This window comes from Aurantiacibacter sediminis (assembly GCF_016019885.1).
In the GTDB taxonomy this organism is placed as follows: domain Bacteria; phylum Pseudomonadota; class Alphaproteobacteria; order Sphingomonadales; family Sphingomonadaceae; genus Alteraurantiacibacter; species Alteraurantiacibacter sediminis.
Window position 1 is genome coordinate 280,826 of sequence record NZ_JAEANY010000003.1, and the last position, 25,373, is coordinate 306,198.

The following is a 25,373-nucleotide window of genomic DNA, read 5'->3' on the forward strand; positions in this document are numbered from 1 at the left end:
GCGCTGAAAACCTGACATCCTAGAGGCCTCGCCGTTGAATTGCGGCGGGGCCTTTTTGCGCGAATGCGGACCTTTGACCTGCCTCACGCATTGGCCAAGACATGATCGCTTCACGAAATTCTGACCTGATCCGCGGCACGATAGTCATCCTGGCCGCACTTCTGACTTGCATGATGGCCGCGCTTACGCCCGCATCGGCACAGGGAGATCGCTCGGTGGCTCAGGGCCCAGAGCCCTATGTCTATCAGGTCGAACAATTGGCGAATGGCGGCAGCTCGTCTTCGCTCGATCTCGAAACGCCGCGCGGCCTGATCGAGAGCTTTATGGCAGCGGGCGAAGAGGGTCGGTGGAATGATGCCGCCGCTGCGCTCGATTTTACTGATTTGACCGATGCTGACCGGGAAGAGACAACCGCGCAGCTTTACGATCTGATGCATCGTTCGGTGCAGATCGATTGGGCCGGATTGTCTGACAGGCCCGATGCCGTTGACACCCAATCAAGCGCCGAAAATCCGATGGCTGGTGAGCCGCGCCGCTCCATCGCCATTTCCAGTCTCGCCACTGATGGCCGACCCTACTCAATCCGTATCGCACGGGTGCAGGCTCCCGGCGGAGAGCCCGTCTGGGTATTCAGCCGCCAGACCGTGGCGAATGTCAGTGGTCTCTACGAAGCCTACGGGCCTACACAGTTTGAGCAATCGCTTCCCCCGGCATTGCGCGAACAGGCTTTCTGGACATTGGCCTGGTGGGAAGTCATCGCCCTGCCGCTGATTTTGCTTATCGGGGCGTTCGCAGCGGCCCTGACCTACAAGGCTATCGAGAAATGGCGCTCCAAACTGGATGAGGACACCAAGGCTTACGGCGTTCTCGAGGCTGTCCATCTGCCTGCAACGCTGCTCGCTTTTGCCGGCACATTTGCGCTTGTTCGCGCGACATTCTTCCGCCTTTCCGGCCCGGTGCACGATATCCTCGACCCGCTGCAGCTCATCCTGATTATCGCGGCGATAATCGGCATCATGCTTTCCGTAATCGAAGCGCTGTTCGACTTCGCCACCAGCCGCAGGACTGAAGAGCTGGAAGCCCCGGAAAACAATTCGGATCGCAATTTCTACACGAAAATGAGCGCCATCCGCCGGATCGTGACAGCAATAATCCTTTTGGCAGGTGCTGGCTTCGTCCTGGTGGCGAGCAATGTTTCCGACACGCTCGGCTTTTCGATCATGGCATCGGCAGGCGTCCTTGGTCTGGTCCTCGTCTTCGCCGCGCGCAAAGTGCTGGGCGACATCATGTCCAGCGTCCAGATCGCCTTTGCACAGACCGCGCGCATTGGTGATGCCGTCTATTTCGATAATCAATGGTGCTATGTCGAAAAAATCGGTTTCACTCATCTGCGCCTGCGCACTTGGGATGAACGCCGCGTCATCGCCCCTGTCAGCGCATTTACCAGCGAGAGTTTCGAAAACTGGACCAAGCAGGACCCGAGCCTGATGGTGCATGTCGAAGTGCGGCTGGACAATCGCGCCGATATCGAAGCGATACGCCCGGTATTCTGCGAATTCGTCGCCAATGATGATGACGTGTTAGACCCGGAAGACGCCGTCGTCGAAGTGGTTTCGCAAGATGCGAAGGCCATGGTCGTGCGCTTCATGGCACGCGCGGCGGATCCCAAACGTGGCTGGGCGATGCAGTGCCGATTGCGCGAGTTCATGCTCGCAAAGATTGCGGGGATGGACGCTGCGGCAAGCAACGAACCCACCCCCGCCTATCTTTCACGAGAGCGCGAAGTCCGGATGGACGAGGCGACCTGACCCGGCAGCAGCCGAACTCAGGATCCTGGGCTTAGACCTCTGTCCAGATCGCGGCGCATGCCGGCGATCTCGTCTTTAAGGCCGCGCAATTCGCCGAGAATCATCTCGCGCTCGGTGTGAGCCTCTTCATCGGTCGCCTCGCTCATGGCGTTGACGATGACACCGATGAAGAGATTGAGGACAATGAAACTGGTCAGAAGGATAAAGGGCACGAAGAAAACCCACGCGTATGGATAGACTTCCATGACCGGGCGCACGATGCCCATGCTCCAGCTTTCCAGCGTCATGATCTGGAACAGCGAATATAGCGACAGGCCGATATCGCCGAACCAGTCCGGGAAGGCTTCACCGAACAGCTTCGTCGCCATGACGGAGCTGATATAGAACAGCAGCAGCAGCATCACGATAACCGTGCCGATACTGGGTATCGCGCGGAACAGGCCGGCGATGACCTTGCGCATGCTCGGCACGACGGACACGAGGCGTAGCGCACGCAGGATTCGCAACGCACGCAGTACGCTGAGTTCAGCCGACGCCGGGAACAGCGCTGCGCCTACGATCGCCAAATCGAAGACATTCCAGCCGTTCTTGAAAAAAGCGAATCGATAGGCGAACATTTTGAGCGCCAGCTCCACCACAAATATGCCGAGCGCAATGCGGTCCAGCATGGAAACGACATCGCCGTAACGGCTCATAATGGCGGGCGAGGTTTCCATCCCCAGCCCAATCGCGTTGATCACGATCACCGTGATAATAAAATTCTCGAACCAACTGGAAGAAACCAGCCGCTTTGCCCCCTCGCGCACGGCGTACTCCTTTATTTCAAAAATTGTTAAAAGCTCTGCGCATTCACGCTGTCGTCTGGAATTTGCACGGTCAGCCCGTCCAAATCATCCGTCAGCACGATCTGGCATGAGAGGCGGCTCGTTGCCTGAACATCGGAGGCAAGATCAAGCATGTCTTCCTCTTCCTCCACCGCTTCTGGCAATTTGCCAAACCATTCGCGCGTTACGATCACATGACAGGTGGAGCAGGCCATCTGGCCCTCGCATGTCCCTTCGAGCGGCATGCCCGCCGCCTGCCCGACCTCAAGCAAGCGATCGCCAGCCGAAGCGCTGGCTTCAACCTTATCGCCGTCGCGGGTGATGAACGTCACTTTCACTGCGCGTTCGCCGCATCGAGTATTTGCTGCACACCGTCCTCCAGATCGCTGCGGGTCGTATAGCGGCCCCAGCCGATGCGGATAGAGGATTTCGCTTGTTCGTCGGACAGGCCGATGGCTTTCAGGACATGGCTTGGCTTGCCCGATCCGCTGGCGCAGGCGGAACCGGCAGAAAACATCACATTGCGGCAATCGCTCATGAGGCGGTTCACATCGAGCCCCTTGCGCCGGATGTTGAGATTGCTGTGGAGCCGCGTGTCTTCGTCGCCATTCAGCGCCCAATTGCCGTGGAACATGTCGCGCGCCACCTGCCAAAGTCCCTCGGCATGCTCGGCATCCTGGTCCATTCGGTCTTTCGCCTCTGCAGCCGCTGCCCCGAATCCTGCGACCAGAGCGGTAGACAGCGTTCCGGAACGCACGCCTTCCTGCAACCCACCGGTAATCTGCGGATTAAGCTCCAACCCGTTCCGCACCCACAACGCGCCGATGCCTTTCGGCCCGTAGATCTTGTGCGCCGAAATGGCGATCATATCAGCGCCGGTGACTTCCATCTTGCCATAGCTTTGCACTGCATCGCACAGGAAAAGCGCGTTCTCTGACCTAGCCTTGCGGTGCCATTCGACGGTCGGCTGGATTGTGCCGATTTCATTGTTCACCTGCATCACGCAGACCAGCTTCGTGCCCTGCGGCACATCCTGATTGGTGTTGCACTGGCCATTGGCTGCGACATTCAGGACATGCCGTTTGCCTAGCGCTTTCGCTGTATCCCAAACGGCTGCATGCTCAATGCCGCTGACGGAAATGGGCCCATCGCCCGGCGTACCGCGCATGGCCAGATTGATCGCCTCGCACGCGCTGCCGGTGAAATGCACTTTTCCGCCCGGTGGCAGCAGGCCCGCCACGTGCTCGCGCGCCAGCTCTATCGCGGCCGCCGCCTGCCGTCCCATGCGGTGCGGCGAATGGGGATTGCCAAAGCCGGACCCATCCGGCCCGTCGAGCCATTGCAGCATCGCATCGCGCGCTTCGGGCGCCAAAGGCGTCGTCGCCTGATTGTCGAGATAGATCATGTGAGGTTCTCCCACGCACGGCAGAACGCGTCGACATCTGCCTCACTCGTGTTCCAGCCGAGCGAAACGCGGATCGTTCGCCGCGCTACGTCCTCGTCGGTCCCCATAGCGCCAAGCACGTGGCTGGTTTTCATCGTGCCGCTGGAACAAGCACTGCCCTGCGAAACAGCAAAACCCGCCATGTCGAGCCGCATGACCTGCGCCGTGCCGCTCATCGACGGGTGCGTTATGGACGCAACGAACGGTGTCGGATCGGACAATTGATCGCCGAGCCATGTTCCTCCCGCGTTACGCACCGTGTCAGCCAAAGTAGCGAACGACGCGGCGCAATAGCGCTCGCCAATCGCCTCAAGCGCGGTCGCCATGCCTAGCGCCGCAGGCATATTCTCCGTCCCACGGCGATAGCCACGCTCATGTCCGCCGACAGGCTCCAACATGGCATAATCGCGCACCAGCAAAGCGCCCACGCCAATCGGACCGCCGAATTTGTGTGCAGAAACGATGGCCATGTCGCAGGGCGGCAGCGGCATTTTCGCTGCGCTCTGCGCGCAATCGGCGAGCAACAGTCCGCCTGCGTCCTGCGTAATCGCATAGACCGCCGACAGGTCCATCCTGTTGCCCGTCTCCGAATTCACATGTTGGACCGCCACGAGCGGCTTTTCGCGCTGCACGGCCTCGCGCAAGTTTTCCAGATCGAGCGCGCCATCGCTGTGCACGCGCAGCCGCTCGGCATCCTTCGCTGTGCCGAGAATGCAATCATGCTCAACTGTGCTGACCAACCGCGCGCCCGCCTTCGCATGGTTCAGCGCCAGAGCCGCCGCCTCACTCGCGCCGCTGGTAAAAATCAGCTCGCCATCCCAGCCGAGTGCGGCCTTACACCGTTCGCGGGCATCCTCCAGTGCAGCCTTGGCCTTGCGCCCTTCTGCATGGGGCGAAGACGGGTTCGCCCAAATGGCGAAACCTTCCTCCATGGCGGCCTTGGCTTCGGGGCGGAGCGGGCTGGTGGCGGCATGGTCCAGATAGATGCGGCTCATATACGGACGCACCCTTCGAGAATGATTGCGAATTCGCGCATAATGCCTATATAGCCGCCCACTTGCGCAGCGCCAGTGCGCGCGCTTCAACCATTCTTGCGAAGGCCCTACCCGCCCATGCCGCACGTCATTTTTCCCGGCCCCGAAGGCCGTCTTGAAGGTCGTTTCTCTCCCGGTCCGCGCCCGCGCGCGCCCGTTGCCATGATCCTGCACCCGCATTCGCAGGGCGGCGGCACGATGAATGACCGGATCGTCCAGCAGCTTTACAAGACTTTCGTCAACCGGGGTTTTGCCACGCTGCGCTTCAACTTTCGCGGTGTCGGCCGCAGCCAGGGCAGCTTTGACAATGGCATTGGCGAACTATCCGATGCCGCAAGCGCGCTCGACTGGGTGCAGCAGATCCATCCCGAAGCGCAGGTGACATGGGTTGCCGGGGTGAGCTTTGGCGCGCTGATTGGCATGCAACTGCTGATGCGCCGTCCGGAAATCCGCGGCTTCATCTCGATTGCGCCGCCTGCAAATATGTATGATTTCAGCTTCCTTGCGCCCTGCCCCGCTTCGGGCATTTTCGTGCAGGGTACGGCGGATACGGTGGTACAGCCGCAGGCCGTGCAGAAGCTGGTCGACAAGCTGCGCACGCAAAAGCACATCACGATCCATCACGATGAAATTCCGCGCGCCAATCACTTCTTCGAGAACGAGCAGGAAGAGCTGATGAAGTCGGTCGACAATTATCTCGACTTCCGCCTCGATCCGAGCTGCCCGATCACCTGATTTCCGCGCCGCTTTGCGGCTAAGGAAACAAACGCGCTCCTGCCACGGCGGGGGCGCGTTTTGCTATATGAGGAAGGCGAAGTATTCAAAGACAAGAGAAGCGCCAAAGGGTTGGAAATTGTCGTATATTTGACTTTCCAGCAATTCTGTGACGTTATGGTATATCCTGACGAAGGAAGAGGAGAGCGTCATGTCTTATGCAAACGCAACCATTTCACCAGCAGAACGTATCAAGGCCGCTGGGACCGTAGTCGGAGTCCATGCTTTGCTCGGCGCGGGCCTTGTCGCCGGTTTGGCAGTGACAACTTACATCGTCGATCCACCGATCGAGGATAATCCGACTGTCTTCCACATTCCCGATGTGCCGCCGCCACCGCCCGAGCCAGTGCCGACAGATGCCGTGGTGCCTGTCACTCCGCCAGCTGCGCCAGTGCCGCCGCTCGATATTCCTACCAATAACCCGGTGCAAGTCGCGGAGCCGGACTTCACCCTGCCACCTATCACCACGCGCGTTCCGGTCGATCCGCCGATCAGGGGGCCAATTGCAGTGGAGCCGCCACCGCCTCCTGCGCCATCCTACACTCCTGCACCGCCCGTGCCGCGCAATAACATGGGCAGCTGGATTACCACGAACGACTATTCAGGGCGCGATTTACGACGCGGAAATGAAGGTACTGCGCGCTATCGCCTCGTCATCGGCAGCGATGGCCGCGTCGATGCCTGCGATATCACATCCAGCACCGGCCACAGCTCGCTCGACCGTTCAACCTGCCGCCTGATCACGCAGCGTGCGCGCTTCAATCCGGCGACGAACAACCAGGGAGAACAGGTGGTCGGCACCTATACCGGCACTGTGACCTGGCAAATCCCTGAATAGGCTCTCTCCAACGGTCTATTCAGGACTTCGTGATTGGGCTGAGCGCACTGACAGGCCTAGTCATCGGAGCTGGCGGCGGCATCTGCAAGGGTGTCGCCGCTTTCGGTTGGAATAAGCCAGATTGCCACATTCGCGACCATGACGGCAGCGAGCAGCAGCATCAGCATGCCCTGCTTGCGATTGCCCCGGCGCAGCATGGCAATCGCTCCGGCGACCAGCGCGACCGCCGCAAGCACGATGACGGACATGACGATATCGAACATGGGCTTTTCCTAGCGTCTGCTATGCCTTGACGGAAGCACTAGCTTGCGCGACCAATCAGTTCATGAAAAATCCCATCGACGCTTCGCTTTCCCGCCGCCAGTTCATCGGGGCGCTGGGCACTTCCACTGCCCTCACCGTGCTTCCCGGATGTGCCACTGGGACGATTGCCAGCACTACTCCCGCTGCCGGAGAGGCCGCGGGCCAAGCACTGCTCGATGATTTCGCATGGAACCTGCTACGCCACGAGCCGCTGCGGGCGAGCAGCCTTGGGGTCGATACGGGCGAATACGCGTATTTGCGCAGCCAGTTGGGCGATGCATCTCAGGCTGGTCAGGATGCCAAGGCCGCGACGCTTGCCGCCGATCTGGAACGTGCCCGCGCCTTCCCGAAAGGCGGACTCGATCCGGCGACACGCACCAGCTTCGAAGTGGTCGAGAGCGCTTATGAAACCGCGCTGGAGGGGCTCGCGCTTCCCTATGGCGACATTCCCGTCGGCAGCTGGCGCACCGCGCCTTACCCCGTCATCCAAAATGTCGGTGCCTATATCGACCTTCCCCGCGCGCTCGATAGCGATCATCCGATCCGCGACGAAGCAGATGCGGAAGCCTATATCGCGCGGCTGGAGGAAATTCCGGGCGTGCTCCAAGGCGAACTCGAGCGGATGCGGGCGGGCCGCGAAATGGGCGTTGTGCCGCCCGATTTCCTGCTCGACCGCGCGCTCGATCAGATGCAGCGCCAGTTGACGGACGCGATGCAGGGTGGCTCCCTCGTCGAATCCCTCGTGCGCCGCACGGCAGAAGAAGGGATTGCCGGAAGCTGGCAGGAACGCGCCAATGCCATCGTCACGACCGACGTCGCTGTAGCGCTGGAACGCCAGCTCGCCGAATTGCGCCTACAGCGCGGAATGGCGGGCAGCGCGCCGGGTATGGATGCGCAGCCGGAGGGCGGCGAATGGTATCGCTGGAGCCTCAAATCCAGCACCACGACCAATATGTCGCCTGCCGAAATCCACCAGCTGGGCATGGATACGCTGGCAGACATCCATTCCGAAATGGACCCGATCCTGCGCGATCTTGGCTATACCGAGGGCAATCCCGGCCAGCGCATGATCCAGCTATCGCAGGATGACCGCTTCAAATTTGCAGAGGGCGATGAAGGCCGCGCGCAAATCATCAGCTTCCTTGAAGACCGCATCGAATGGATCCGCGGTGAAATGCCACGCGCCTTTGCCCGCGTTGTTGACCCCGCGGTGCAGGTGAAACGCATCCCGCCCAATGAGGAGCTGGGAGCGCCCACAGCCTATGGCGGCGCGCCTGCTGTCGACGGTTCGCGCCCCGGCACGTTCTGGATCAATCTGCGCGATACCGATCTGCACCGCACCTATGATCTGGTCACTCTTACCCACCATGAAGCCATCCCCGGCCATGTGTGGGAAGGCGAATATTCGAACCAGCTACCGCTGATCCGCGCGATCCTCGCCTTCAATGCCTTCAGCGAAGGCTGGGCGCTTTATGCCGAACAATTGGGCGACGAGCTGGGCGCTTACAGCGACAATCCGGCATGGCGGCTGGGCTATCACCAGGCAGCGGCTTACCGGGCAATCCGGCTGGTGGTGGACACTGGCCTGCACGCGCAGGGTTGGGGTCGCCAGCAGGCAATCGACTACTTCCATACCAATAGCGGCGTGGGTGTGGCCGAGACGACCAATGAAATCGACCGCTATTGCAGCTGGCCGGGTCAGGCGACCGGTTACATGGTCGGCAAGCTGGAAATCCTGCGCCAGCGCGAAATGGCCCGCACTTCACTAGGCCGCCGGTATGATCTGCGTAATTTCAACATGGCCGTGGTCGAGGGCGGCAACGCGCCGCTCGATGTGCTGGCTGCAAATGTCGCGCGCTATGTACGGAGCGCAGGCGATTAGCGCCATTTTACGGGAGCGCGACTTCGCCGTCCTGCTGCTGGGCGATATCCTCGCCAATTTCCATCAGTGGTACCAGCCTGATCTCAAACAGGCTGGGCCAAAGTTTGCCGGTCACGAATAGGCGATCGTTTTCCGCATCGTAGGCGATCCCGTTCAGCACAGCGCCTTCCTCTGACATGGCTATGCGATCGGTGATGGTGCGCAAATTCGCCCATTGCACGACGCGGCCCGTCTCCGGATCGATGCCGACGATGTAGCGCGTGAACCAGACGTTCGCCCAGATCAGCCCGCCCATCACTTCAAGTTCATTGATGTCGACAAGCGGCTCGCCGAAAAATTCGACATCCATCTCGCGTTCGACCGCGAAAGTCTCAGGATTGACGAAGCGCAGGGTGGAGGAGCCATCGGAAAACACCAGCTGATCGCCCAAGGTGGTGAGACCCCAAAATTCGTAAGGAAAGCCATCCACGCTTTCGATCAGGGACAGGTCTTCGATGTTCCAGCGATGCACGATGCCGTGCGTCCAGGTGAGGCTGATAAGCTGATCGTTCCAGATGGCCAGCCCTTCGCCGAACTGGTCGGCAGGAATATCGCTGGCGGCGAGAACCTCGCCCGTTTCCAGATCGAGCTTGCGCACTTGCGATGTGCCCAGTCGGCCGGTGCTCTCATACAGATACCCGTCATGCCACAGAAGGCCTTGCGTAAATGCGGTGGCATCGTGCGGGTGCTCCGCGACAATCTCCACGCCCCATTCAACGGGATCGGCTGGCGCTGCCTGTTCCTGTTCACCGGCAGGGGAAGTGGAGACCGGATCGGTCTGTGCCGCTAGCGGAGTGCAACCGCCAATAGCTACTGCCGCGAACAGCGCGACAGGCGCAGAGGTACCTTTCAGCCAGTCTTTCATAACCATCCCCCTCGCATGGTTTGTCTGTCTGTCGAATGAAGCGTTATCGCCGGGCGAGGCCGCCGACGATGGAGCCGAGTATGCCTCCAAGCCCGCCGCCCTGAGCGCCGGGAGCGTCCTCGCTCGCCTGCCGGGTCATATATCCGACGACCGCCATCGCGAGAATGGGAAGCATGCGCTTCAGCAGGTTCTCATCGAGCCCGGTCACCGCAGCGACTTCGCCTGCCACAGACCGACTCACATCTTTCGAGCCGAAGATATTGCCGAGAATGTCGTTACCCGGCTGTGTCGGCGTAGGCTGCTGACCCAGCACCATGTCGAGGAGGCCGCCGCCAAGGCCGCCCCCTCCACCAGAACCGCCCAGCACAGCGCCTGCGAGACCGCCCAATCCACCAAGCGGATCGGAGCCGCCGCCCGATGTCGAGCTGCGCCCCATCCCCGCGACGATTGCGGGCAAAAGCGCACCGGCGCCGGCGCGCGCGGTCTGCTCATCGATATTGAGCTCGCGCGCCATGCTATCGATGACGCCGGTCTGCTGCAGGATTTGTGCAAGGCTCATGACTTACTTCTTTCCGAAGAATTTGCCCGCCATATCGGCGACATCGTTCATCGGATTACCATCGTGATCCTTGTCCAGCATCTGCATAAAGCCGTTAAGCGAACCCTCGCCGCCGACATGCTCCATCACCTGGCCCAAAATGCCCTTGTCGATGCCGCTCTTGTCAGCGGCAACGTCCAGCGTATCGCCCTCGGCCTGATGGCCTTCGGTAAGAGCCGCAATCGCCTTTTCTGCGGTTTCCTGATCGATGCCCAGCTTGTCTGCCATGTTCTTCACCGTCGGGTGATTATGGGCCATGTTCTTGATCTGGTCGAAAATGCTCATCGTGCTCTCTCCTTGCTAATTGCGTATCTGAAGACAGAACAAGGCTAGCGGATGAAAGTTGCAAGAAAAAGGCCTCGTCCGGCATAAACCGATCGGGGCCTTCCTCTCCAACTGTAAAATCGTGTCGCGGTGCGATTATGCGGGTTGCGGAGCGGCCTGACGGACGCTCTCATCGACATGGGCTGCGAAGGGTTCGAAATTGTCGACGAAGAGCTGCACCAGCTTCTCGGCGGTGCGATCATATTCGTCCTTGTCAGACCAAGTACTGCGCGGATCGAGAATGCCCTGATCGATCCTCGCTTCTTCAAGAGCAGGCACGCTCACCGGCACTTCAAACCCGAAATTCGCATCCTTGCGGTATTCGACATTGTCCATCTTGCCGTCGAGCGCCGCATTCAGCAGGGCGCGCGTCGCCTTGATGGGCATGCGATTACCGACGCCGTACTTGCCGCCGGTCCAGCCGGTGTTGAGCAGCCAGCACTGCACCCCGCCCTCGGCAATGCGCTCTTTCAGCAAATTGCCGTAAACGCTCGGGTGACGTGGCATGAAAGGCGCGCCGAAGCAGGTGCTGAAGGTTGCCTCAGGCTCGGTCACGCCGATTTCGGTGCCTGCAACTTTCGCGGTATAGCCTGAAAGGAAGTGATACATGGCCTGATCGGGCGTCAGCCGCGCGATCGGAGGCAGCACGCCGAAAGCGTCAGCCGTCAGCATGATGACATTGCTCGGGACCGGCCCGAGGTTTTCCTCCGACGTGTTCGGGATGAAGTCGATCGGGTAAGCGCCGCGGCTATTTTCGGCGAGCGAGTTGTCGTCGAAATCGAGCTCGCGCGTGTCCGGGTCCATCACCACATTTTCCAGCACCGTGCCGAACATGCGTGTGGTGGCGTAGATTTCCGGCTCTGCCTCTTCGGACAGGCGGATCATCTTCGCATAGCAGCCGCCTTCGAAATTAAAGACCGCCTGATCGCTCCAGCCATGCTCATCATCGCCGATCAGCGTACGGCTGGCATCGGCGGAAAGCGTCGTCTTGCCAGTACCGGAAAGGCCGAAGAACACCGCCGTCTTGCCGTCAGGGCCGGTATTGGCCGAGCAATGCATCGGCATCACGCCTTTCACCGGCAGCAGATAATTGAGAATGCCGAAGACGCTCTTCTTCATCTCGCCCGCATATTGCGTGCCACCGATTAGGATCAGCTTTTCGGACAGGTTCACCGCAACAACAGTCTCGCTGCGCGTGCCGTGGCGTTCCGCATCGGCTTTGAAGCTCGGCAGGTCGATCACGGTGTATTCTGGCATGAACCCATCCAGCTCTTCCGCCGTGGGGCGGCACAGCATCGTGCGGATGAACATGTTGTGCCACGCGAATTCATTGATCACGCGCACTTTGACGCGGTGTTCTGGCTGGCTGCCACCAAACAGGTCGGCCACATAGAGCGTGTCCTTCTCGCCCAGCGCCGCCATGAAATCTTTTTTCAGATTGGCGAAATGCTCGGGGCTCATGCTGGCGTTGTTGTCCCACCATACGGTGTCTTCGGTCTCGCCATCGCGCACAATGAACTTGTCCTTCGCGCTGCGCCCCGTGTGCTTGCCGGTTTCCACCACCAGAGGACCATGCTTTGCGAGTCGACCTTCTCCATTCGCGATTGCGTGCTCCACCAAGGCAGGCGTACCCAGATTGGCATGGATCGTGGCGGAGGTGGCAATGCCCTGTTCGGACAACGGCACGGAAAGCGAAACGGACAAGACTAAGCTCCTCAATATGCGGCGAATCCGGCTCATTACGCATTCGTATGCGTGACCGGTTTGAGGTCCGCATAGGAGCCGAAATGACCTGCGTCAATTTGCAGTGCAGCGCAATTCCCGGCCCAATCGTATTGTTATCGTTCACATTTACGAAATCGAGGTTTTCCCATGCGTGCAGGCCGACAAAAGTTGTTTATCTGTGAGCGAAAAGTTAGGCCCGTCGCAAGAGAGGCACGCAATGACGCATCCCAATCAGGATAATGCAGACACCACGATTGCAGGCGAGAACGCAGGAGGTGGCGACGCCGTGCCTGAAACGAGCCAGCGCGTCATCGCCTTGGTCGATGATGATCGCAATATTCTGACCACTCTTTCCATCGCCCTACAGGCAGAAGGTTATGCCACCCGTGTGTATTCGGACGGCGAAGCAGCGCTCGATGCGCTGAAAAGCAACCCGCCCGATCTGGCTGTATTCGACATCAAGATGCCCCGCATGGATGGGATGGAATTGCTGCAGAAACTGCGGGCGACGTCGGACCTGCCGGTGATCTTCCTGACCAGCAAAGATCAGGAAGCGGACGAGGAAGCCGGCCTTGCCATGGGCGCGGACGATTACATCGCCAAGCCTTTCAGCCAACGCCTCCTGCTCGCCCGCATACGCGCTATCCTGCGCCGTGCCGCTCCGCTGGAGCCAGCCAGCGAGGGCTCTGCCGCACCCGCATCTGCTGATAACGGCATGATGGTGCGCGGCCGATTGGTTATGGATCCGGCACGGCACCAAGTGACGTGGCAAGGCGATCCGGTCAGCCTGACAGTCACCGAATTCCTGATCCTGGAAGCGCTCGCCCAGCGCCCCGGCGTTATCAAGAGCCGCAACCAGCTGATGGATGCCGCCTATCCGGACGACATCTTTGTTGATGATCGCACGGTGGATTCGCACATCAAGCGGCTGCGCCGGAAATTCCGCAAGGCAGACCCTGAATTCGGCGCGATCGAAACGCTGTACGGCGCCGGTTACAGCTTCGCCGATGGTTGAGACCGATCATGGCTGACACCGATCAGGCATCCTCGCGCTTCGAACGGCTCGCCTTCCCGCTCGGCGTTTCGCTCACTACGCGCATCCTGATGGTGAATCTGATCCCGCTGCTAGTGTTGGCGGGCAGCCTGTTCTTTCTCGACTCCTATCGCCGCCAATTGCTTGATGAGCGCTTCAAGCTAGCTCGTATCGAGGCACAGATCACGGCCGAAGCTCTGGCAGGAGCCACGGTTGAGCGGCAAGAGGCCCTGCTCAGCCAGATCGGCCGTGAACAGCGAATGCGGTTGCGCATGTATGATGCCTCCGGAACGCTTATCGCAGATAGCTTCACGCTTGATGAGCCAAGCTTCGCCTTCGATGACCCGGTTGCAGAGCCTCTTGTCGAAGATCTGGCGCGCTGGACCGATAATGCCGTCAATATCGTGGTGGGGGCGCCCAGCCCTCCCGACTACGTCGAGCCTGCCGATACCATGGCCGACAATTGGCCAGAGCTCGCCCGCGTTCGGCAACAGGGCCTCTCGCAAATCGAATTGCGGCGCGCGCCCGATGGCACACCCGTTATCAACGCCGCCGCGCCTGTCGGCGTGAATGGTGCGAGCCTGCTGACGACGCGCAACGCTGTCGATATCACCCAGGCCGTGCGCTCTGCGCGCACAAGCTTGATGACTATTATCCTTCTCGCGCTGGCAGTGTCGACAATCCTTTCACTTTATCTCGCCAATACGATCATCGAACCGCTGCGACGGCTGGTGCAATCGACCCAGCGCGTTCGGCTCGGCCGCGAACGCGATATCGAAGTGCCGCGCATGCAGGAGAGGCGCGATGAGATCGGCCTGCTCGCCCGCGCAGTGTCCGACATGACCGCAACGCTCCGCCAGCGGATCGACGCGGTGGAGACCTTCGCCGCCGATGTCGCGCATGAGATCAAGAATCCGCTTGCTAGCCTTCGCAGTGCGACCGAAAGCCTGCCCAAGGTCGAGGATCCGGACCTACGCGCGCAGCTGGTCGATGTCGCGGCGCATGATGTGCGCCGGATCGATCGCCTCGTCACCGAAATTTCCGAAGCCAGCCGTATCGATGCAGAGCTGAGCCGCGCGACATTCGAGCCGGTCGATCTGTGCGCTCTTTTCACTAATGTCGTCGCGCGAAAAGAGGATCGCGGCGAAGCGAGCGGCTCCTCGATCGAAGTGCGCTGTCCAAGCGAGCGGGCGACCGTCATGGGCGTGCCCATCCGACTGGAGCGGATCGCCGAAAACCTGCTCGATAACGCCATATCCTTCTCGCCCGATGGTGGACGCATTCTCGTAGAGATTCGCCACAGCGAGGGCCGCGTGCAGGCGAGCGTGTGCGATGAAGGGCCGGGCATCCCCGAAAATGAGCGCGAGAAAGTCTTCCGCCGTTTCCACTCCCACCGGCCCGATGCGGAAACCTTTGGCGATCATAGCGGCCTGGGCCTCGCCATCGGCCGGACAATTGCAGAGGCGCATGACGGGTCGCTGAGCGTGGATGATGATGGTGGAGAATTGGGCGGCGCATGCTTGGTGCTGGAACTGCCGGCTGCCTGAAGGATGGTGACAAAGAAACATGACTGACGTGATGGCGAATGTAAGCTGCGTTTCCATGCGCGGGCGCGGAATGCTGATTACAGGCGAACCCGGAAGCGGAAAATCGAGCCTCGCGCTTGCCCTGCTCGATCGCGGGGCTGAGTTGGTCGGCGATGATGGTGTCGCACTGGCCGAACAGGACGGGCAGATCGTCGCGTCACCGCCGCCCATCACCGAGGGATTGATCGAGATCCGCAATGTCGGCCTGCTGGAAGTGCCGACCACCAGCGCGCCCATTTCAATCATCATCAATCTCAATCCCGATGCGGAGCGGATGCCATTGGGTGCGAATGAAGCGCTGCTGCTCGGCCATCCGGTTCCGCAGGTCGATCTCTATCCGGACACACCCGCCCTTCCCTTGCGCGCCGAGGCCGCGCTCGAAATCCATGGGCAAATTGCCAATACCGCCTAAGGTTTAGTGTTCCCTTTTGCAGAATGAAGGCGCACATCGCACTGTATGGCTGATCCAACTCGCCCCAAGCCGCAACGCATCCTGCTGGTCACCGGCATGCTGGGCGCCGGCAAATCCACCGCCCTGCGCGAGCTGGAGGACCTGGGCTGGGAGTCGATCGATAATTTTCCGATCCGCCTGCTCGACAGGCTTGTCGGCCATGATGATGAGCCTTTCTCGCTCGCCATCGGCTTCGACTGCCGCACGCGCGGGTTCAAGCCGGAAGATATCATCGAACAGGTCAAAGGCTGGCTTGAAGAAGACGATATTCCGATCACCACGCTTTTCCTCGATTGCGCGGGCAATGAGCTGGAACGCCGCTTCAACGAGACACGGCGGCGCCATTTTCTGGCGCAGGATTTGCCGGTCGCATCCGGCATCGCGGCGGAGCGGGAACTGCTCGCACCGCTGCGCCGCTGGGCCGATGTTCTGATCGACACCACCGACTTTACCGTCAACGATTTGAAACAGACGATTCGCGACCAATTTTCGCAGACCGCGCCCAAGGATATGACTGTCACTGTTTCCAGCTTCGGCTTTGCGCGAGGCAAGCCGCCGACGGCCGATCTGGTCTTCGACATGCGCTATCTCGACAATCCGCATTGGGAGCCGGGGCTGAAAGAGCAGACAGGGCTCGATAAAGATGTCGGCGATTTTATCGAGAAGAGCGCAGTTTTCGCCTCCACTTTCGACAAGATCAAATCGCTGCTCCTGGAACTGCTCCCGCGCTATGCCGATCAGGGCAAGGCTTATGTGAACATTGCCTTCGGCTGTACCGGAGGGAGACATCGCAGCGTCTACACCGCCGAGAAAATGGCGCAGGTCTTGCGCGATGGCGGCTTTTCGCCCACGGTCCTGCATCGCAATCTGGGGTCCCGCGCAGCGGAACTGGTAGAAGGCACGCAGCAAACGTGATGAGTGTGATGGTTCCGCAGAAAAGCTGGTCGCCCACTAAGAGCTTTATTCGTCGATGATCGGAATTATCCTCGTCACGCATGGCCAGCTGGCCGATGAGTTCGTGTCCGCCATGGAACATGTGGTGGGGCAGCAGGAAGGCGTTGCCACGATCTGCATCGGTCCCAATGACGACATGGAACTGCGCCGCGCCGATATTGCCAAGGCAATCAAGGACGTGGACACCGGAAAAGGCGCGATCCTGCTGACCGATCTATTCGGCGGCACGCCATCCAATCTCGCGATTTCGCTGCTGCAGCCGGGCAAGACCGAGGTGATCGCCGGAATCAATCTGCCGATGCTGATCCGCTTGGCTGGTGCGCGCAAGGAAATGGCCTTGGCTGCGGCAGCCGAAGCCGCCCGCGACGCGGGGCGCAATTACATTACGATGGCATCCGAGTTTCTCGGCCAGGATGCCTGAAAGGGGTTTTTGGGGTTGAGCGACAACATCAAGGAAGTTCTGATCGTCAACAAACGCGGCCTGCACGCACGCGCCAGCGCCAAATTCGTCGCTGCGGCGGCGGAGATGGAAGGCACCACGGTCAAAGTTGCCAAGGATGGCAATGATGCGCTTGGCACCTCGATCCTCGGTCTGATGATGCTCGGCGCAGCGAAGGGCGATACAGTCGTCCTGTCGGTTGAGGGCGACAACGCCGAGGAGCGGCTGGCCGAGCTTGTCATGCTGGTGGAAAACGGCTTCGGCGAAGACTGAATGGAGCGCCGTTTGCGCGGCGAATAGACAGCGCCATGCGCAAGCACATCACCGGCTTTTCCAATCCCACGGTCAAATATCTGCGCAGCCTGCGCGAGAAAAAGCACCGCAAGCGCGAAGGCAAATTTCTTGCCGAGGGTCTGCGATTGCTCACCGATGCGCGCGAAAGTGGCCGTGTGCCCGAAGTGCTGGTGATGGCGCAGCAGCGCGATGACCATCCGCTGCTCAGCGCGCTGGAAAACGCGGTCGATAGTGCCGGGGGCGAGGTTATCACCACCGGCCCGGAGATTCTCGGCAAGATCACCGGTAAGGACAATCCGCAAAGCGTGGCCGGCGTCTTTGCCGAATTCGACACGTCGCTCGCTGCGCTGGACCGGACCAACGCGAATATCTGGCTGGTGGCGCAAGCGCTGCGCGACCCCGGCAATCTCGGCACAATGCTGCGTACAGGCGATGCCATCGGCGCAGGCGGGCTCATCCTGATCGATGATTGCGCCGATCCCTTCAGCGTGGAGGCCGTGCGCGCCAGCATGGGCGCGATTTTCACCCAGAACATCGCCCGCGCGCCGTGGAGCGACTTTCATGACTGGCTGCGCGAAGGTGAAGGCCAACTCGTGGCCGCATCCTTGCGCGATGCTGTGCCCTATCGCGGGGCACCCTATGCCGCGCCGTGCTTCGTGATGGTGGGTAATGAGTCCCAAGGCCTGCCAGAAGAGTACGAAACTTCCTGCGACTTGCGCGTCACCATGCCGATGCGCGGTCGCGCTGACTCGCTCAACGCGGCTGTGGCAGCGGCGGTGTTAGGCTATGAGGTGCTGGCTAGCCTTGATTGCTAGCTTGGCAAACGCCGCCGCTTATTTCTTCTCACCATCACCCTGTAACAGCAGCGCGGGATCATCTTCCGAAATGTCTTCCGCCGTATAGCGCGGCGCGCCTTCGACGAGCGGCACATCTTCAATTTCCTTGGAGATTTCGAGACCTTTCTCCGCCATGCGCTTGCCCGATGTGAGGACGTTGCGCTCAAAGCTGCCGACGAATTTGTTGTAGTTGCTGACTGCCGTTTCGAGCCCGCCACCCACGCGCTTCATGTGTTCGGCGGCCACACGCAGCCGATCGTAGAGCTCCGCGCCCATCTTGCCGATTTCCTGCGCTTCCGCAGCCATCTTGTCCTGCCGCCAGACCTGCGCGACAGTCCGCGCGATGGCGACCAGATTGGTCGGTGTTGCGAGCAAAACACGGTTCTCAAACGCGAAGTCCCACAGCTTGGGATCGGCTTCCAATGCAGCGGCGACGAAGTGCTCACCCGGAACGAACATCACCACATAGTCAGGCGCATCGTCGAACTGGCTCTGGTAGCTTTTAGCACCCAGCGTTTGCACATGGTTGCGCATGCTTTTCGCATGCAGCCCCATTAAACGCGCGCGTTCATCATCGTCATCCGCCTCGAATGCAGCCTGATATGCGTTGAGCGAGACCTTGGCATCGATCACCAGTTTCTTCTGCCCCGGGACATGCACGATGGCATCGGGCCGCAGCCGTCCGTCTTCGGTATCGACCGATTGCTCCAGGTGGAAATCCGTATGTTCGGATAGGCCGCACTGCTCGAGCACGTTCTGCAGTGCCCGCTCTCCCCAGCGCCCGCGAGCCTTGGGAGCATTGGTGAGCGAATTGCCGAGCCGCTGCGCCTCGCGCCGCACCTCTTCCTGCCCGCGCCGCATATTCTCGATCAGGCCCGTCAGCTGACCGAAGGCATCGACGCGTTTGGCTTCCAATTGCTCGACCTGCGCCTCGTATTTCTTCAGGCGATCATCGACCGGCTTCAGCAATGTCGAAAGCTTCTCCGCGCTAGCCTTTTCCGAATGGGCGAAGCGTTCGTTCGCCCGGGCGAGAAACGCTTCCTGCGCCTTCCCCAGCACCGCAGCGCCGGTATTCTCGAATTCCTTCAACAGCTTCTCGCGGCTTTCCTCGAGCAGGCGCTTTTGCTCGGCAAAACCTGCTGCCTGGGCCTTGAGCCCGGTCAGCTCCTCACGCGCTTCATCCAGCCGCTTTTCGAGCCCGTCAGCCCGCTCCGCACGCACGGTCGCGTTCTCCAGATCGACGATGGCCTTGCGGAATTTCTCATCCAGCGCCTTCGCCTCCACATCGCGTTCGGCATGGCGGGCTTTCCAATCGGCGACGGGGCGCGATCCAAAGAACCAGCCAAGGCCAGCGCCGATCACCAGCGCCACCAGTCCCACGATAAGAGCAGTCATTTCCATAGGCGTGAACATAGCCGGAACGCACCAACCGTCAAACCTTCAGTTGGAACCAATCCCCCGCCCCGTTCGCTCTCCAGACAACCAAGGAGAAAAGCCATGTCGATCAAGGAAATGATTAGCGAGCATCCCAATGTAGGTGACGATTACAACGAGCAGCTCGCTCAGGCAGTGAAATACGCCATGTATTGCGCGGCAATCTGCAATTCTTGCGTCGATGCGTGCAATGCCGAAGCCGGCGATATGTCAGAGTGCATCCGCAAATGCTCGGATTGCTCCGACATTTGCCAAGCCGTCAGCACCGTTGCCGCTCGGCGTACGCATGGCAATACTGTCGTCATCAAGTCGCTGCTGGAAGCCTGCATCATCGCCTGCAAGGTCTGCGCAGAAGAATGCGCCAAGCACGATAATGACCACTGCCGCCGCTGCGAGAAAATGTGCCGCGAATGCATGGAAGATTGCATGAAAGCGCTGGACGGCATGGTCGACGCAGCGACCGCCTGATCTGAGCCTGCGCCAAGTCGCGTCATCGCGCGGCTGTTATGGTTAAAACCTTTTTAACGCGTCCCCTGTAGCTCGGCCTGATCGAGATACAGGGGACGTCTACGTGGACATTGCAGAAAAGAATCCGGCCGCTCTGACCGACGCGCCGGAAAAAGTATCGGCTGAAGGCCACCGCGCCGAGAGCGAGGGCAGAGTCGCCACGCGGCTGGTCGCGTCGGCCACGCTGATGCTGTTTGTGGAGCTGGCATTGATCCGCTGGCTCGGATCGAATGTGATCCACCTTTCCTACTTTTCCAACTTCGTGCTGCTGGGAAGCTTTCTCGGCATCGGCGCAGGCTTTCTGATCAGCCGCAAAAGCTGGTCGATCTGGCCGTGGTCGCTCCCACTGCTCACCCTGCTGACCGTCGGCGTGATCCGTTACCCGATGAGCATCCAGCATGAGGGCGGAGAGATACTCTATTGGACCGCGCTGGAACTGGGCGGACCGCCCGCATGGCTCGCGCTTCCGCTAATCTTCTGCCTTGTCGCCGTAATCCTTGCCGGCCCTGCCGAGCTGGTCGGGCGCTGCTTTGCCAAGCTGCCTGCGCTCAAGGCCTATCGCTGGGATTTGATCGGCTCGCTCGCAGGCATCGTCGCCTTTTCCATGCTCAGCTTCATGCATGCACCAAGCCTGATCTGGGGCCTGGTCGCCGGCGTCCTATATGTCGCCCTGTCTGAGAAGAAGCGCCGCCTTGCGATGGCGGCATGGACCTTGCCGCTGCTCGTCATACTTTTCAACGAAAGCACCGATGAGAATATCAGCTGGTCGCCCTATTACAAGATCCAGACTCTCGATTCCGATCCGCCCATCGATGGCGTGGTCAATATCCGCGCCAATGGCGTACCCCACCAGATCATGGCTCCGCTCGAGCTTCGCCGGGCGATGCAATATGATATCTATTTCACTCCTTACGAGCGCAGGGCGTCTGCAGAGCTTGGCGATGTTCTGATCGTGGGGGCCGGTTCCGGCTCCGATCTGGCTATCGCGCTCGATAATGGAGCGCGAAGTGTCGATGCTGTCGATATTGATCCGCGCATCATGGAAGTCGGTGTCGAGCAAAATATCGACCGCCCCTATCAGGATCCGCGCGTCACCCGTCATATCAATGATGGCCGCGCCTTTCTGGAAGGCACCGACAAGACCTACGATTTCATCCTCTTCGCACTGCCGGACAGTCTGACGCTGGTAAACGGTGCATCGCAGATCCGCCTGGAAAGCTTCCTCTTCACCGAAGAAGCCATGCAATCGGTTCGCGATCGCCTCAATCCCGGCGGCACTTTCGCGATGTACAATTACTATCGCGAGGACTGGCTGATCGATCGGTTAGCTAACACCACTACAGCGGCGTTCGGCCACGCGCCCTGTGTCGACACGTTCGACGATGCGCAGGCCGTGATTACGATCGGCCTGACCCCGGCAGACCAGGCGTGCCAAGGCGTGTGGGAGCCTGTCAGCGCAGAAGCGGATATGCAGCCCGCAACTGACAATTCGCCTTTCATTTACTTCAAAGGCGACAACTTCCCGCCACTATACATCGTGACGTTGGGGCTGATCCTGCTGGCATCGCTTATCACCGTCCGCACGCTCGGCGGCCCGCTGAAGGAAATGCGTGCCTATGCAGACCTGTTCTTCATGGGCGCGGCTTTCATGCTGCTGGAAACAAAGAATATCGCGACCTACGCGCTGCTCTTTGGCACGACATGGTTCGTCAACGCATTGGTGTTTGGCGGAGTGCTGGTGGTCGTGCTGGCAGCGGTGGAATATACCCGTAAATTCAAAACACCGCCCATTGGCTGGTGCTATGCGGCGATGCTCGCATCATTGCTTGCTGCCTTCTTTGTCCCCGAAGAATGGCTGCTCGCCATGCCGTTCTGGCCGCGCGTCGTGGCTGCGGTGCTGCTGGCCTTCATTCCGATCTTCATCGCGAATGTGGCCTTCTCCAAGCGTTTCCGCGAAAGCGGCGATACGCGCAGCGCCTTTGCCGTGAACCTGCTCGGCACAATCCTTGGCGGATGCCTGGAATATGCGGCGCTGTTCACCGGCTACAACAATCTGCTGATTGTGGTCGGTGCGCTCTACCTGCTAGCCTTCGCTCTCATCCCGAAGGTCCGACCGCAGGTTACCGGCGCTGGCTAACCTGCGACACCAAAGAACGAAAAGGGCCGCCCCGATGGAGCGGCTCTTTTTCTTTTCAGTCGTCGCCGCGCGACTTCCACGTGGCGAAGAGATTGTAGAGGATCCAGAAGCCCGTCGTGAAGAACGCGAAATAGACCGCGAACTTGACGCTCAGCACATCCAGCGTGTCATCAGAGGTGACATAGCGCCAGATGCACATCGCGACCGCGTAGAGAAACCCGCCAATCGCAGCCTTGCGCAGGCTCAGCGGCCCGTTCACGCGGCTTCGCGCATCTTCTTCAGCTTCTTCAAAGCCATCGACCGCTTTAGGCGGCTGAGGTGATCGATGAAGAGGATGCCGTTCAAATGGTCCATTTCATGCTGGATGCAGGTCGCCAGCATGCCTGACATTTCTTCCTCGTGCTGGTTGCCGTCCAGATCCTGATAGCGAACGCGGCATCGCGCTGGGCGCTCCACATCGGCATAGATATCGGGGACCGAAAGGCAGCCTTCCTGATAGGTGCCCATGTCATCGCTGGGGTCGAGGATTTCCGGATTCACGAAAACGCGCGGGTCATTGATAACCGGCTGGTGGGTGTGCTTCGTGCCGTCATGCTCGCATTCGACAGGCTCTGCGTCCTTGTCCTCTTCCTGCAGGTCGATCACCAGCAGGCGGATGGGTTCGCCCACCTGGATCGCCGCAAGGCCGATGCCATGCGCTGCATACATCGTCTCGAACATGTCATCGACGAGCGTTTTGAGATCATCGTCGAAGGTATCGACGGGCTTGGACACGGTTTTGAGCCGGGGATCCGGCGCTTCAAGGATTTCTCTGATAGCCATGGGGCGAGATATAGTTCCGCTGAACAAAGTATTCAACGCCGCTGGCCCACCCCCAACCCCTGCCGCCTGCGGGAGGGGAGCGAGACTTGTCGAGCGCAGCGAGCTAGTCGCAGCGGGGTGGGCTAACCAAGTGGTCGCCGCGCCCGCAGCGCCTGCGCCAGCGTCCCTTCGTCGAGGTAATCGAGCTCTCCGCCTACCGGCAAGCCGTGGGCGAGCTGGGTGATCCGAACGGGGCGGTCTTCGAGCTTTTCGGCGATGTAATGCGCGGTAGTCTGCCCCTCCAGCGTCGCATTCATCGCAAGGACCACTTCATCTACTCCGCCTTCTGCCACGCGGCCCAGCAGCTGGTCGATGGTCAGGTCCTCGGGCCTTACGCCGTCCAGCGCGGACAGCCTCCCGCCGAGCACATGGTATTTGCCGGTGAACAGCCGCGCCCGGTCGAGCGCCCATAGGTCGGCAACATCTTCCACCACGCAAATGCTCTTGGCATCGCGGCGCGGATCGGCGCAAATCGTGCAGGGGTTCTGTGTGTCGACATTGCCGCAAGAGTCGCATTCGACGAGCTTGTCCTGAACGGCACCCAGAGCATCCAGAACCTGTTTCAAAGCAGTCTCACGATGCTTGACCAGCCACAGCACCGCCCGCCGCGCGGATCGCGGCCCGAGCCCGGGAAGGCGGGCCAAGGCTGCTGCCAGATTTTCAATCTCTTGCGATGCCATCCCCTCGCAGATAGGGCCATGCGGAGCAGATAGGAAGGTGCAGTTTGCGCATAATCTTTATGGGAACGCCCGATTTCGCCGTGCCGGTGCTCGATGCGCTGGTGGAGGCGGATCATCATGTGGCGGCAGTCTATTCGCAGCCCCCGCGCCGTTCGGGCCGCGGCAAGAAAGAGCGCCCTTCCCCGGTCCATGCGCGCGCTGAGGAACTGGGGATCGAAGTGCGCACGCCGACCAGCTTGAAAAGCGCAGAGGAGCAGGAGGCTTTGGCCGCCCTGGGCGCGGATGTTGCGGTGGTCGCTGCCTATGGAATGCTCTTGCCGCAAGCTGTTCTCGACGCACCCAAGCATGGCTGCTTAAACGTCCACGGATCCCTGTTGCCGCGCTGGCGTGGTGCTGCGCCGATCCATCGGGCGATCCAGGCAGGCGATGAGGAAACCGGCATCACCATCATGCAGATGGAGGCGGGCCTCGATACAGGCCCCATGCTGCTGAAGAGTAGCACTCCAATTGTTTGCAAGACGACCGGCGAATTGCACGACGAATTGGCGCAGATGGGTGCGCGGCTAATGGTGGAGGCGCTGGCGCAGCTGGAGGAGCTGGAGCCGGAGGAGCAGGACGATACGCTCGCCACCTACGCGCCGAAGATCGACAAGGCCGAAGCTCATATCGATTTTGCCCAGCCGGCCGAGGATATCGAGCGCAATGTCCGCGCCTTCGCGCCATTTCCGGGCGCATGGTTCGAGCTAAACGATGTTCGCGTCAAATTGCTGCGGGCCGAGATCATCAATGCTTCGGGCGAACCCGGTACGCTGATCGACGATGAGATGACGATTGCTTGCGGAGAGAAAGCTCTCCGGCCTGTGACGCTGCAAAAGGCCGGCAAACCGACCATGAGCCGGGAGCAATTCCTGCGCGGAAATCCCGTGTGCGAGGGAACGCAGCTTTCGTGACACGCTTTGCCCTTACTATCGAATTCGATGGCGGGCCGTTTTGCGGCCTCCAGCGCCAGCAGCACTCGCCCTCTGTCCAGCAGGCGATCGAGGAGGCGGCCCACACGGTAACGGGAGAAGCGGTGACGTTGCACAGCGCTGGCCGCACCGATAGCGGCGTGCATGCCCTCGCGATGCGCAGCCATATGGATATCGCAAAAGACATCGCGCCATTCCGGCTGATGGAAGCGCTCAACGCGAACCTTCGCCCTGATCCCATCGCCATCATCGGTTGCGAGGAGAAACCCGATGACTGGCACGCGCGCTTTTCCTGCATTGGCCGTTCTTATGAATATCGCATCCGCAATCGCCGTGCGCCGCTGACAATCGAGAAAGGCCGCGCCTGGCACATCGCCCGCGATCTCGACAGCGACGCCATGCATGAGGCTGCACAGCTGCTTGTTGGAAGCCACGACTTTACGACTTTTCGCAGCGCGCATTGCCAGTCTGCCAGCCCGGTAAGGACTCTGGATAGGCTCGATGTGTCGCGTGAAGGCGACGCCGTGATTATCCGCGCCGCCGCGCGCAGTTTCCTGCATCATCAGGTCCGCTCAATGGTCGGCACGCTGGCTCTTGTCGGCCAGGGGCAGTGGCGGACCCATCAGGTAGCCGAGGCGTTGGAAGCGAAAGACCGCGCAGCGCTCGGCCTCAACGCCCCGCCAGAGGGGCTCTATTTCGTCGCCGCGCATTATCCAGACGAGGATTAGGAGAGAA

General features: G+C 60.3%; 28 protein-coding genes. 15 read left to right on the top strand and 13 right to left on the bottom strand.

What is annotated here, in order from left to right:
• The first annotated feature begins 101 nt into the window (after positions 1-101).
• Positions 102-1,808 carry a mechanosensitive ion channel family protein gene (locus tag I5L03_RS10730; protein WP_197921766.1) on the top strand — a complete coding sequence of 569 codons (1,707 nt, stop codon included), beginning with the start codon at positions 102-104 and terminating at the stop codon, positions 1,806-1,808.
• Between the two features lie 17 nt (positions 1,809-1,825).
• Here the strand turns inward: I5L03_RS10730 and I5L03_RS10735 are convergent, their stop codons facing one another.
• Genes I5L03_RS10735 through I5L03_RS10750 form a run of 4 tightly spaced genes read right to left on the bottom strand, consistent with a single transcriptional unit; the run spans position 1,826 to position 5,071 of the window.
• Entirely contained in the window at positions 1,826-2,614 is a 789-nt protein-coding gene (locus I5L03_RS10735; RefSeq protein ID WP_197921767.1) for an ion transporter, read from the bottom strand.
• Between the two features lie 26 nt (positions 2,615-2,640).
• On the bottom strand, positions 2,641-2,970 hold the full coding sequence (locus I5L03_RS10740; RefSeq protein ID WP_197921768.1) for a 2Fe-2S iron-sulfur cluster-binding protein: 330 nt from the start codon (positions 2,968-2,970) through the stop codon (positions 2,641-2,643).
• A complete protein-coding gene (locus I5L03_RS10745) occupies positions 2,967-4,037 on the bottom strand; it encodes a cysteine desulfurase family protein (protein ID WP_197921769.1) in 1,071 nt (356 codons plus the stop codon). Before I5L03_RS10745 ends, I5L03_RS10740 begins: the two co-directional genes overlap by 4 nt.
• Positions 4,034-5,071: a cysteine desulfurase family protein gene (locus I5L03_RS10750; RefSeq protein ID WP_197921770.1), complete on the bottom strand. Its 1,038-nt coding sequence runs from the start codon at positions 5,069-5,071 to the stop codon at positions 4,034-4,036. Before I5L03_RS10750 ends, I5L03_RS10745 begins: the two co-directional genes overlap by 4 nt.
• Positions 5,072-5,188: 117 nt before the next feature.
• On the opposite strand from I5L03_RS10750, the gene I5L03_RS10755 reads away from it, so the two are divergent.
• Entirely contained in the window at positions 5,189-5,845 is a 657-nt protein-coding gene (locus I5L03_RS10755) for an alpha/beta hydrolase (protein ID WP_197921771.1), read from the top strand.
• A 190-nt stretch (positions 5,846-6,035) separates the two neighbouring features.
• Positions 6,036-6,722 (top strand): energy transducer TonB, encoded by a 687-nt coding sequence (locus I5L03_RS13545; protein WP_197921772.1) that lies wholly within the window; start codon positions 6,036-6,038, stop codon positions 6,720-6,722.
• A 56-nt stretch (positions 6,723-6,778) separates the two neighbouring features.
• Here I5L03_RS13545 and I5L03_RS10765 read toward each other — a convergent pair whose 3' ends face one another.
• Positions 6,779-6,985: a hypothetical protein gene (locus tag I5L03_RS10765; RefSeq protein WP_197921773.1), complete on the bottom strand. Its 207-nt coding sequence runs from the start codon at positions 6,983-6,985 to the stop codon at positions 6,779-6,781.
• Positions 6,986-7,047: 62 nt separating this feature from the next.
• On the opposite strand from I5L03_RS10765, the gene I5L03_RS10770 reads away from it, so the two are divergent.
• Positions 7,048-8,907 (top strand): DUF885 domain-containing protein, encoded by a 1,860-nt coding sequence (locus tag I5L03_RS10770; RefSeq protein WP_197921774.1) that lies wholly within the window; start codon positions 7,048-7,050, stop codon positions 8,905-8,907.
• A 7-nt stretch (positions 8,908-8,914) separates the two neighbouring features.
• On the opposite strand, the gene I5L03_RS10775 is transcribed toward I5L03_RS10770, so the two are convergent.
• From I5L03_RS10775 to I5L03_RS10790, 4 genes are all read right to left on the bottom strand, one after another.
• Entirely contained in the window at positions 8,915-9,817 is a 903-nt protein-coding gene (locus I5L03_RS10775; protein ID WP_197921775.1) for a glutaminyl-peptide cyclotransferase, read from the bottom strand.
• A gap of 37 nt (positions 9,818-9,854) precedes the next feature.
• Complete coding sequence (locus tag I5L03_RS10780) at positions 9,855-10,370, bottom strand: DUF937 domain-containing protein (protein WP_197921776.1); 516 nt, start codon at positions 10,368-10,370, stop codon at positions 9,855-9,857.
• A gap of 3 nt (positions 10,371-10,373) precedes the next feature.
• On the bottom strand, positions 10,374-10,694 hold the full coding sequence (locus I5L03_RS10785) for a hypothetical protein (RefSeq protein ID WP_197921777.1): 321 nt from the start codon (positions 10,692-10,694) through the stop codon (positions 10,374-10,376).
• A gap of 135 nt (positions 10,695-10,829) precedes the next feature.
• On the bottom strand, positions 10,830-12,437 hold the full coding sequence (locus I5L03_RS10790) for a phosphoenolpyruvate carboxykinase (RefSeq protein ID WP_407647622.1): 1,608 nt from the start codon (positions 12,435-12,437) through the stop codon (positions 10,830-10,832).
• 238 nt (positions 12,438-12,675) lie between these two features.
• On the opposite strand from I5L03_RS10790, the gene I5L03_RS10795 reads away from it, so the two are divergent.
• From I5L03_RS10795 to I5L03_RS10825, 7 genes are read left to right on the top strand one after another with little or no spacing between them, the layout of a single operon-like run.
• Entirely contained in the window at positions 12,676-13,473 is a 798-nt protein-coding gene (locus I5L03_RS10795; protein ID WP_197921779.1) for a response regulator transcription factor, read from the top strand.
• 8 nt (positions 13,474-13,481) lie between these two features.
• A complete protein-coding gene (locus tag I5L03_RS10800; protein ID WP_197921780.1) occupies positions 13,482-15,038 on the top strand; it encodes a sensor histidine kinase in 1,557 nt (518 codons plus the stop codon).
• 19 nt (positions 15,039-15,057) lie between these two features.
• Entirely contained in the window at positions 15,058-15,489 is a 432-nt protein-coding gene (locus tag I5L03_RS10805) for an HPr kinase/phosphorylase (protein WP_234035205.1), read from the top strand.
• Between the two features lie 45 nt (positions 15,490-15,534).
• On the top strand, positions 15,535-16,443 hold the full coding sequence (gene rapZ, locus I5L03_RS10810) for an RNase adapter RapZ (RefSeq protein WP_197921781.1): 909 nt from the start codon (positions 15,535-15,537) through the stop codon (positions 16,441-16,443).
• Positions 16,444-16,498: 55 nt separating this feature from the next.
• A complete protein-coding gene (locus tag I5L03_RS10815) occupies positions 16,499-16,903 on the top strand; it encodes a PTS sugar transporter subunit IIA (protein ID WP_197921782.1) in 405 nt (134 codons plus the stop codon).
• Positions 16,904-16,918: 15 nt separating this feature from the next.
• On the top strand, positions 16,919-17,194 hold the full coding sequence (locus I5L03_RS10820) for an HPr family phosphocarrier protein (RefSeq protein ID WP_197921783.1): 276 nt from the start codon (positions 16,919-16,921) through the stop codon (positions 17,192-17,194).
• Positions 17,195-17,229: 35 nt separating this feature from the next.
• Positions 17,230-18,030 (top strand): TrmH family RNA methyltransferase, encoded by an 801-nt coding sequence (locus tag I5L03_RS10825; protein ID WP_197921784.1) that lies wholly within the window; start codon positions 17,230-17,232, stop codon positions 18,028-18,030.
• Between the two features lie 18 nt (positions 18,031-18,048).
• Here I5L03_RS10825 and rmuC read toward each other — a convergent pair whose 3' ends face one another.
• Entirely contained in the window at positions 18,049-19,446 is a 1,398-nt protein-coding gene (rmuC, locus tag I5L03_RS10830; protein ID WP_197921915.1) for a DNA recombination protein RmuC, read from the bottom strand.
• Between the two features lie 102 nt (positions 19,447-19,548).
• Between rmuC and I5L03_RS10835 the strand changes: the two genes are divergently transcribed.
• Positions 19,549-19,953 (top strand): four-helix bundle copper-binding protein, encoded by a 405-nt coding sequence (locus I5L03_RS10835; RefSeq protein WP_197921785.1) that lies wholly within the window; start codon positions 19,549-19,551, stop codon positions 19,951-19,953.
• 103 nt (positions 19,954-20,056) lie between these two features.
• Positions 20,057-22,129, top strand: coding sequence for a spermine/spermidine synthase domain-containing protein (locus tag I5L03_RS10840; protein WP_325100175.1), 2,073 nt, complete (start codon positions 20,057-20,059; stop codon positions 22,127-22,129).
• A gap of 55 nt (positions 22,130-22,184) precedes the next feature.
• Here the strand turns inward: I5L03_RS10840 and I5L03_RS10845 are convergent, their stop codons facing one another.
• From I5L03_RS10845 to recR, 3 genes are all read right to left on the bottom strand, one after another.
• Positions 22,185-22,388: a hypothetical protein gene (locus tag I5L03_RS10845; RefSeq protein ID WP_197921786.1), complete on the bottom strand. Its 204-nt coding sequence runs from the start codon at positions 22,386-22,388 to the stop codon at positions 22,185-22,187.
• On the bottom strand, positions 22,385-22,951 hold the full coding sequence (gene def, locus I5L03_RS10850; RefSeq protein WP_197921787.1) for a peptide deformylase: 567 nt from the start codon (positions 22,949-22,951) through the stop codon (positions 22,385-22,387). The genes I5L03_RS10845 and def overlap by 4 nt, the downstream gene beginning before the upstream one ends.
• A gap of 122 nt (positions 22,952-23,073) precedes the next feature.
• Positions 23,074-23,670, bottom strand: coding sequence for a recombination mediator RecR (gene recR, locus I5L03_RS10855; RefSeq protein WP_197921788.1), 597 nt, complete (start codon positions 23,668-23,670; stop codon positions 23,074-23,076).
• Positions 23,671-23,714: 44 nt separating this feature from the next.
• On the opposite strand from recR, the gene fmt reads away from it, so the two are divergent.
• On the top strand, positions 23,715-24,620 hold the full coding sequence (gene fmt, locus I5L03_RS10860) for a methionyl-tRNA formyltransferase (RefSeq protein ID WP_197921789.1): 906 nt from the start codon (positions 23,715-23,717) through the stop codon (positions 24,618-24,620).
• Complete coding sequence (gene truA, locus I5L03_RS10865) at positions 24,617-25,366, top strand: tRNA pseudouridine(38-40) synthase TruA (protein WP_197921790.1); 750 nt, start codon at positions 24,617-24,619, stop codon at positions 25,364-25,366. Before fmt ends, truA begins: the two co-directional genes overlap by 4 nt.
• Positions 25,367-25,373: the final 7 nt, after the last annotated feature.

Excerpts from the sequence above, each read along its gene's own strand:
- I5L03_RS10730 (WP_197921766.1), top strand. The coding sequence starts at position 102 with ATGATCGCTTCACGAAATTCTGACCTGATCCGCGGCACGATAGTCATC.
- I5L03_RS10745 (WP_197921769.1), bottom strand. The coding sequence starts at position 4,037 with ATGATCTATCTCGACAATCAGGCGACGACGCCTTTGGCGCCCGAAGCG.
- I5L03_RS10750 (WP_197921770.1), bottom strand. The coding sequence starts at position 5,071 with ATGAGCCGCATCTATCTGGACCATGCCGCCACCAGCCCGCTCCGCCCC.
- I5L03_RS10755 (WP_197921771.1), top strand. The coding sequence starts at position 5,189 with ATGCCGCACGTCATTTTTCCCGGCCCCGAAGGCCGTCTTGAAGGTCGT.
- I5L03_RS13545 (WP_197921772.1), top strand. The coding sequence starts at position 6,036 with ATGTCTTATGCAAACGCAACCATTTCACCAGCAGAACGTATCAAGGCC.
- I5L03_RS10765 (WP_197921773.1), bottom strand. The coding sequence starts at position 6,985 with ATGTTCGATATCGTCATGTCCGTCATCGTGCTTGCGGCGGTCGCGCTG.
- I5L03_RS10770 (WP_197921774.1), top strand. The coding sequence starts at position 7,048 with ATGAAAAATCCCATCGACGCTTCGCTTTCCCGCCGCCAGTTCATCGGG.
- I5L03_RS10775 (WP_197921775.1), bottom strand. The coding sequence starts at position 9,817 with ATGGTTATGAAAGACTGGCTGAAAGGTACCTCTGCGCCTGTCGCGCTG.
- I5L03_RS10780 (WP_197921776.1), bottom strand. The coding sequence starts at position 10,370 with ATGAGCCTTGCACAAATCCTGCAGCAGACCGGCGTCATCGATAGCATG.
- I5L03_RS10785 (WP_197921777.1), bottom strand. The coding sequence starts at position 10,694 with ATGAGCATTTTCGACCAGATCAAGAACATGGCCCATAATCACCCGACG.
- I5L03_RS10795 (WP_197921779.1), top strand. The coding sequence starts at position 12,676 with ATGACGCATCCCAATCAGGATAATGCAGACACCACGATTGCAGGCGAG.
- I5L03_RS10800 (WP_197921780.1), top strand. The coding sequence starts at position 13,482 with ATGGCTGACACCGATCAGGCATCCTCGCGCTTCGAACGGCTCGCCTTC.
- I5L03_RS10805 (WP_234035205.1), top strand. The coding sequence starts at position 15,058 with ATGACTGACGTGATGGCGAATGTAAGCTGCGTTTCCATGCGCGGGCGC.
- rapZ (WP_197921781.1), top strand. The coding sequence starts at position 15,535 with ATGGCTGATCCAACTCGCCCCAAGCCGCAACGCATCCTGCTGGTCACC.
- I5L03_RS10815 (WP_197921782.1), top strand. The coding sequence starts at position 16,499 with ATGATCGGAATTATCCTCGTCACGCATGGCCAGCTGGCCGATGAGTTC.
- I5L03_RS10825 (WP_197921784.1), top strand. The coding sequence starts at position 17,230 with ATGCGCAAGCACATCACCGGCTTTTCCAATCCCACGGTCAAATATCTG.
- rmuC (WP_197921915.1), bottom strand. The coding sequence starts at position 19,446 with ATGACTGCTCTTATCGTGGGACTGGTGGCGCTGGTGATCGGCGCTGGC.
- I5L03_RS10835 (WP_197921785.1), top strand. The coding sequence starts at position 19,549 with ATGTCGATCAAGGAAATGATTAGCGAGCATCCCAATGTAGGTGACGAT.
- def (WP_197921787.1), bottom strand. The coding sequence starts at position 22,951 with ATGGCTATCAGAGAAATCCTTGAAGCGCCGGATCCCCGGCTCAAAACC.
- recR (WP_197921788.1), bottom strand. The coding sequence starts at position 23,670 with ATGGCATCGCAAGAGATTGAAAATCTGGCAGCAGCCTTGGCCCGCCTT.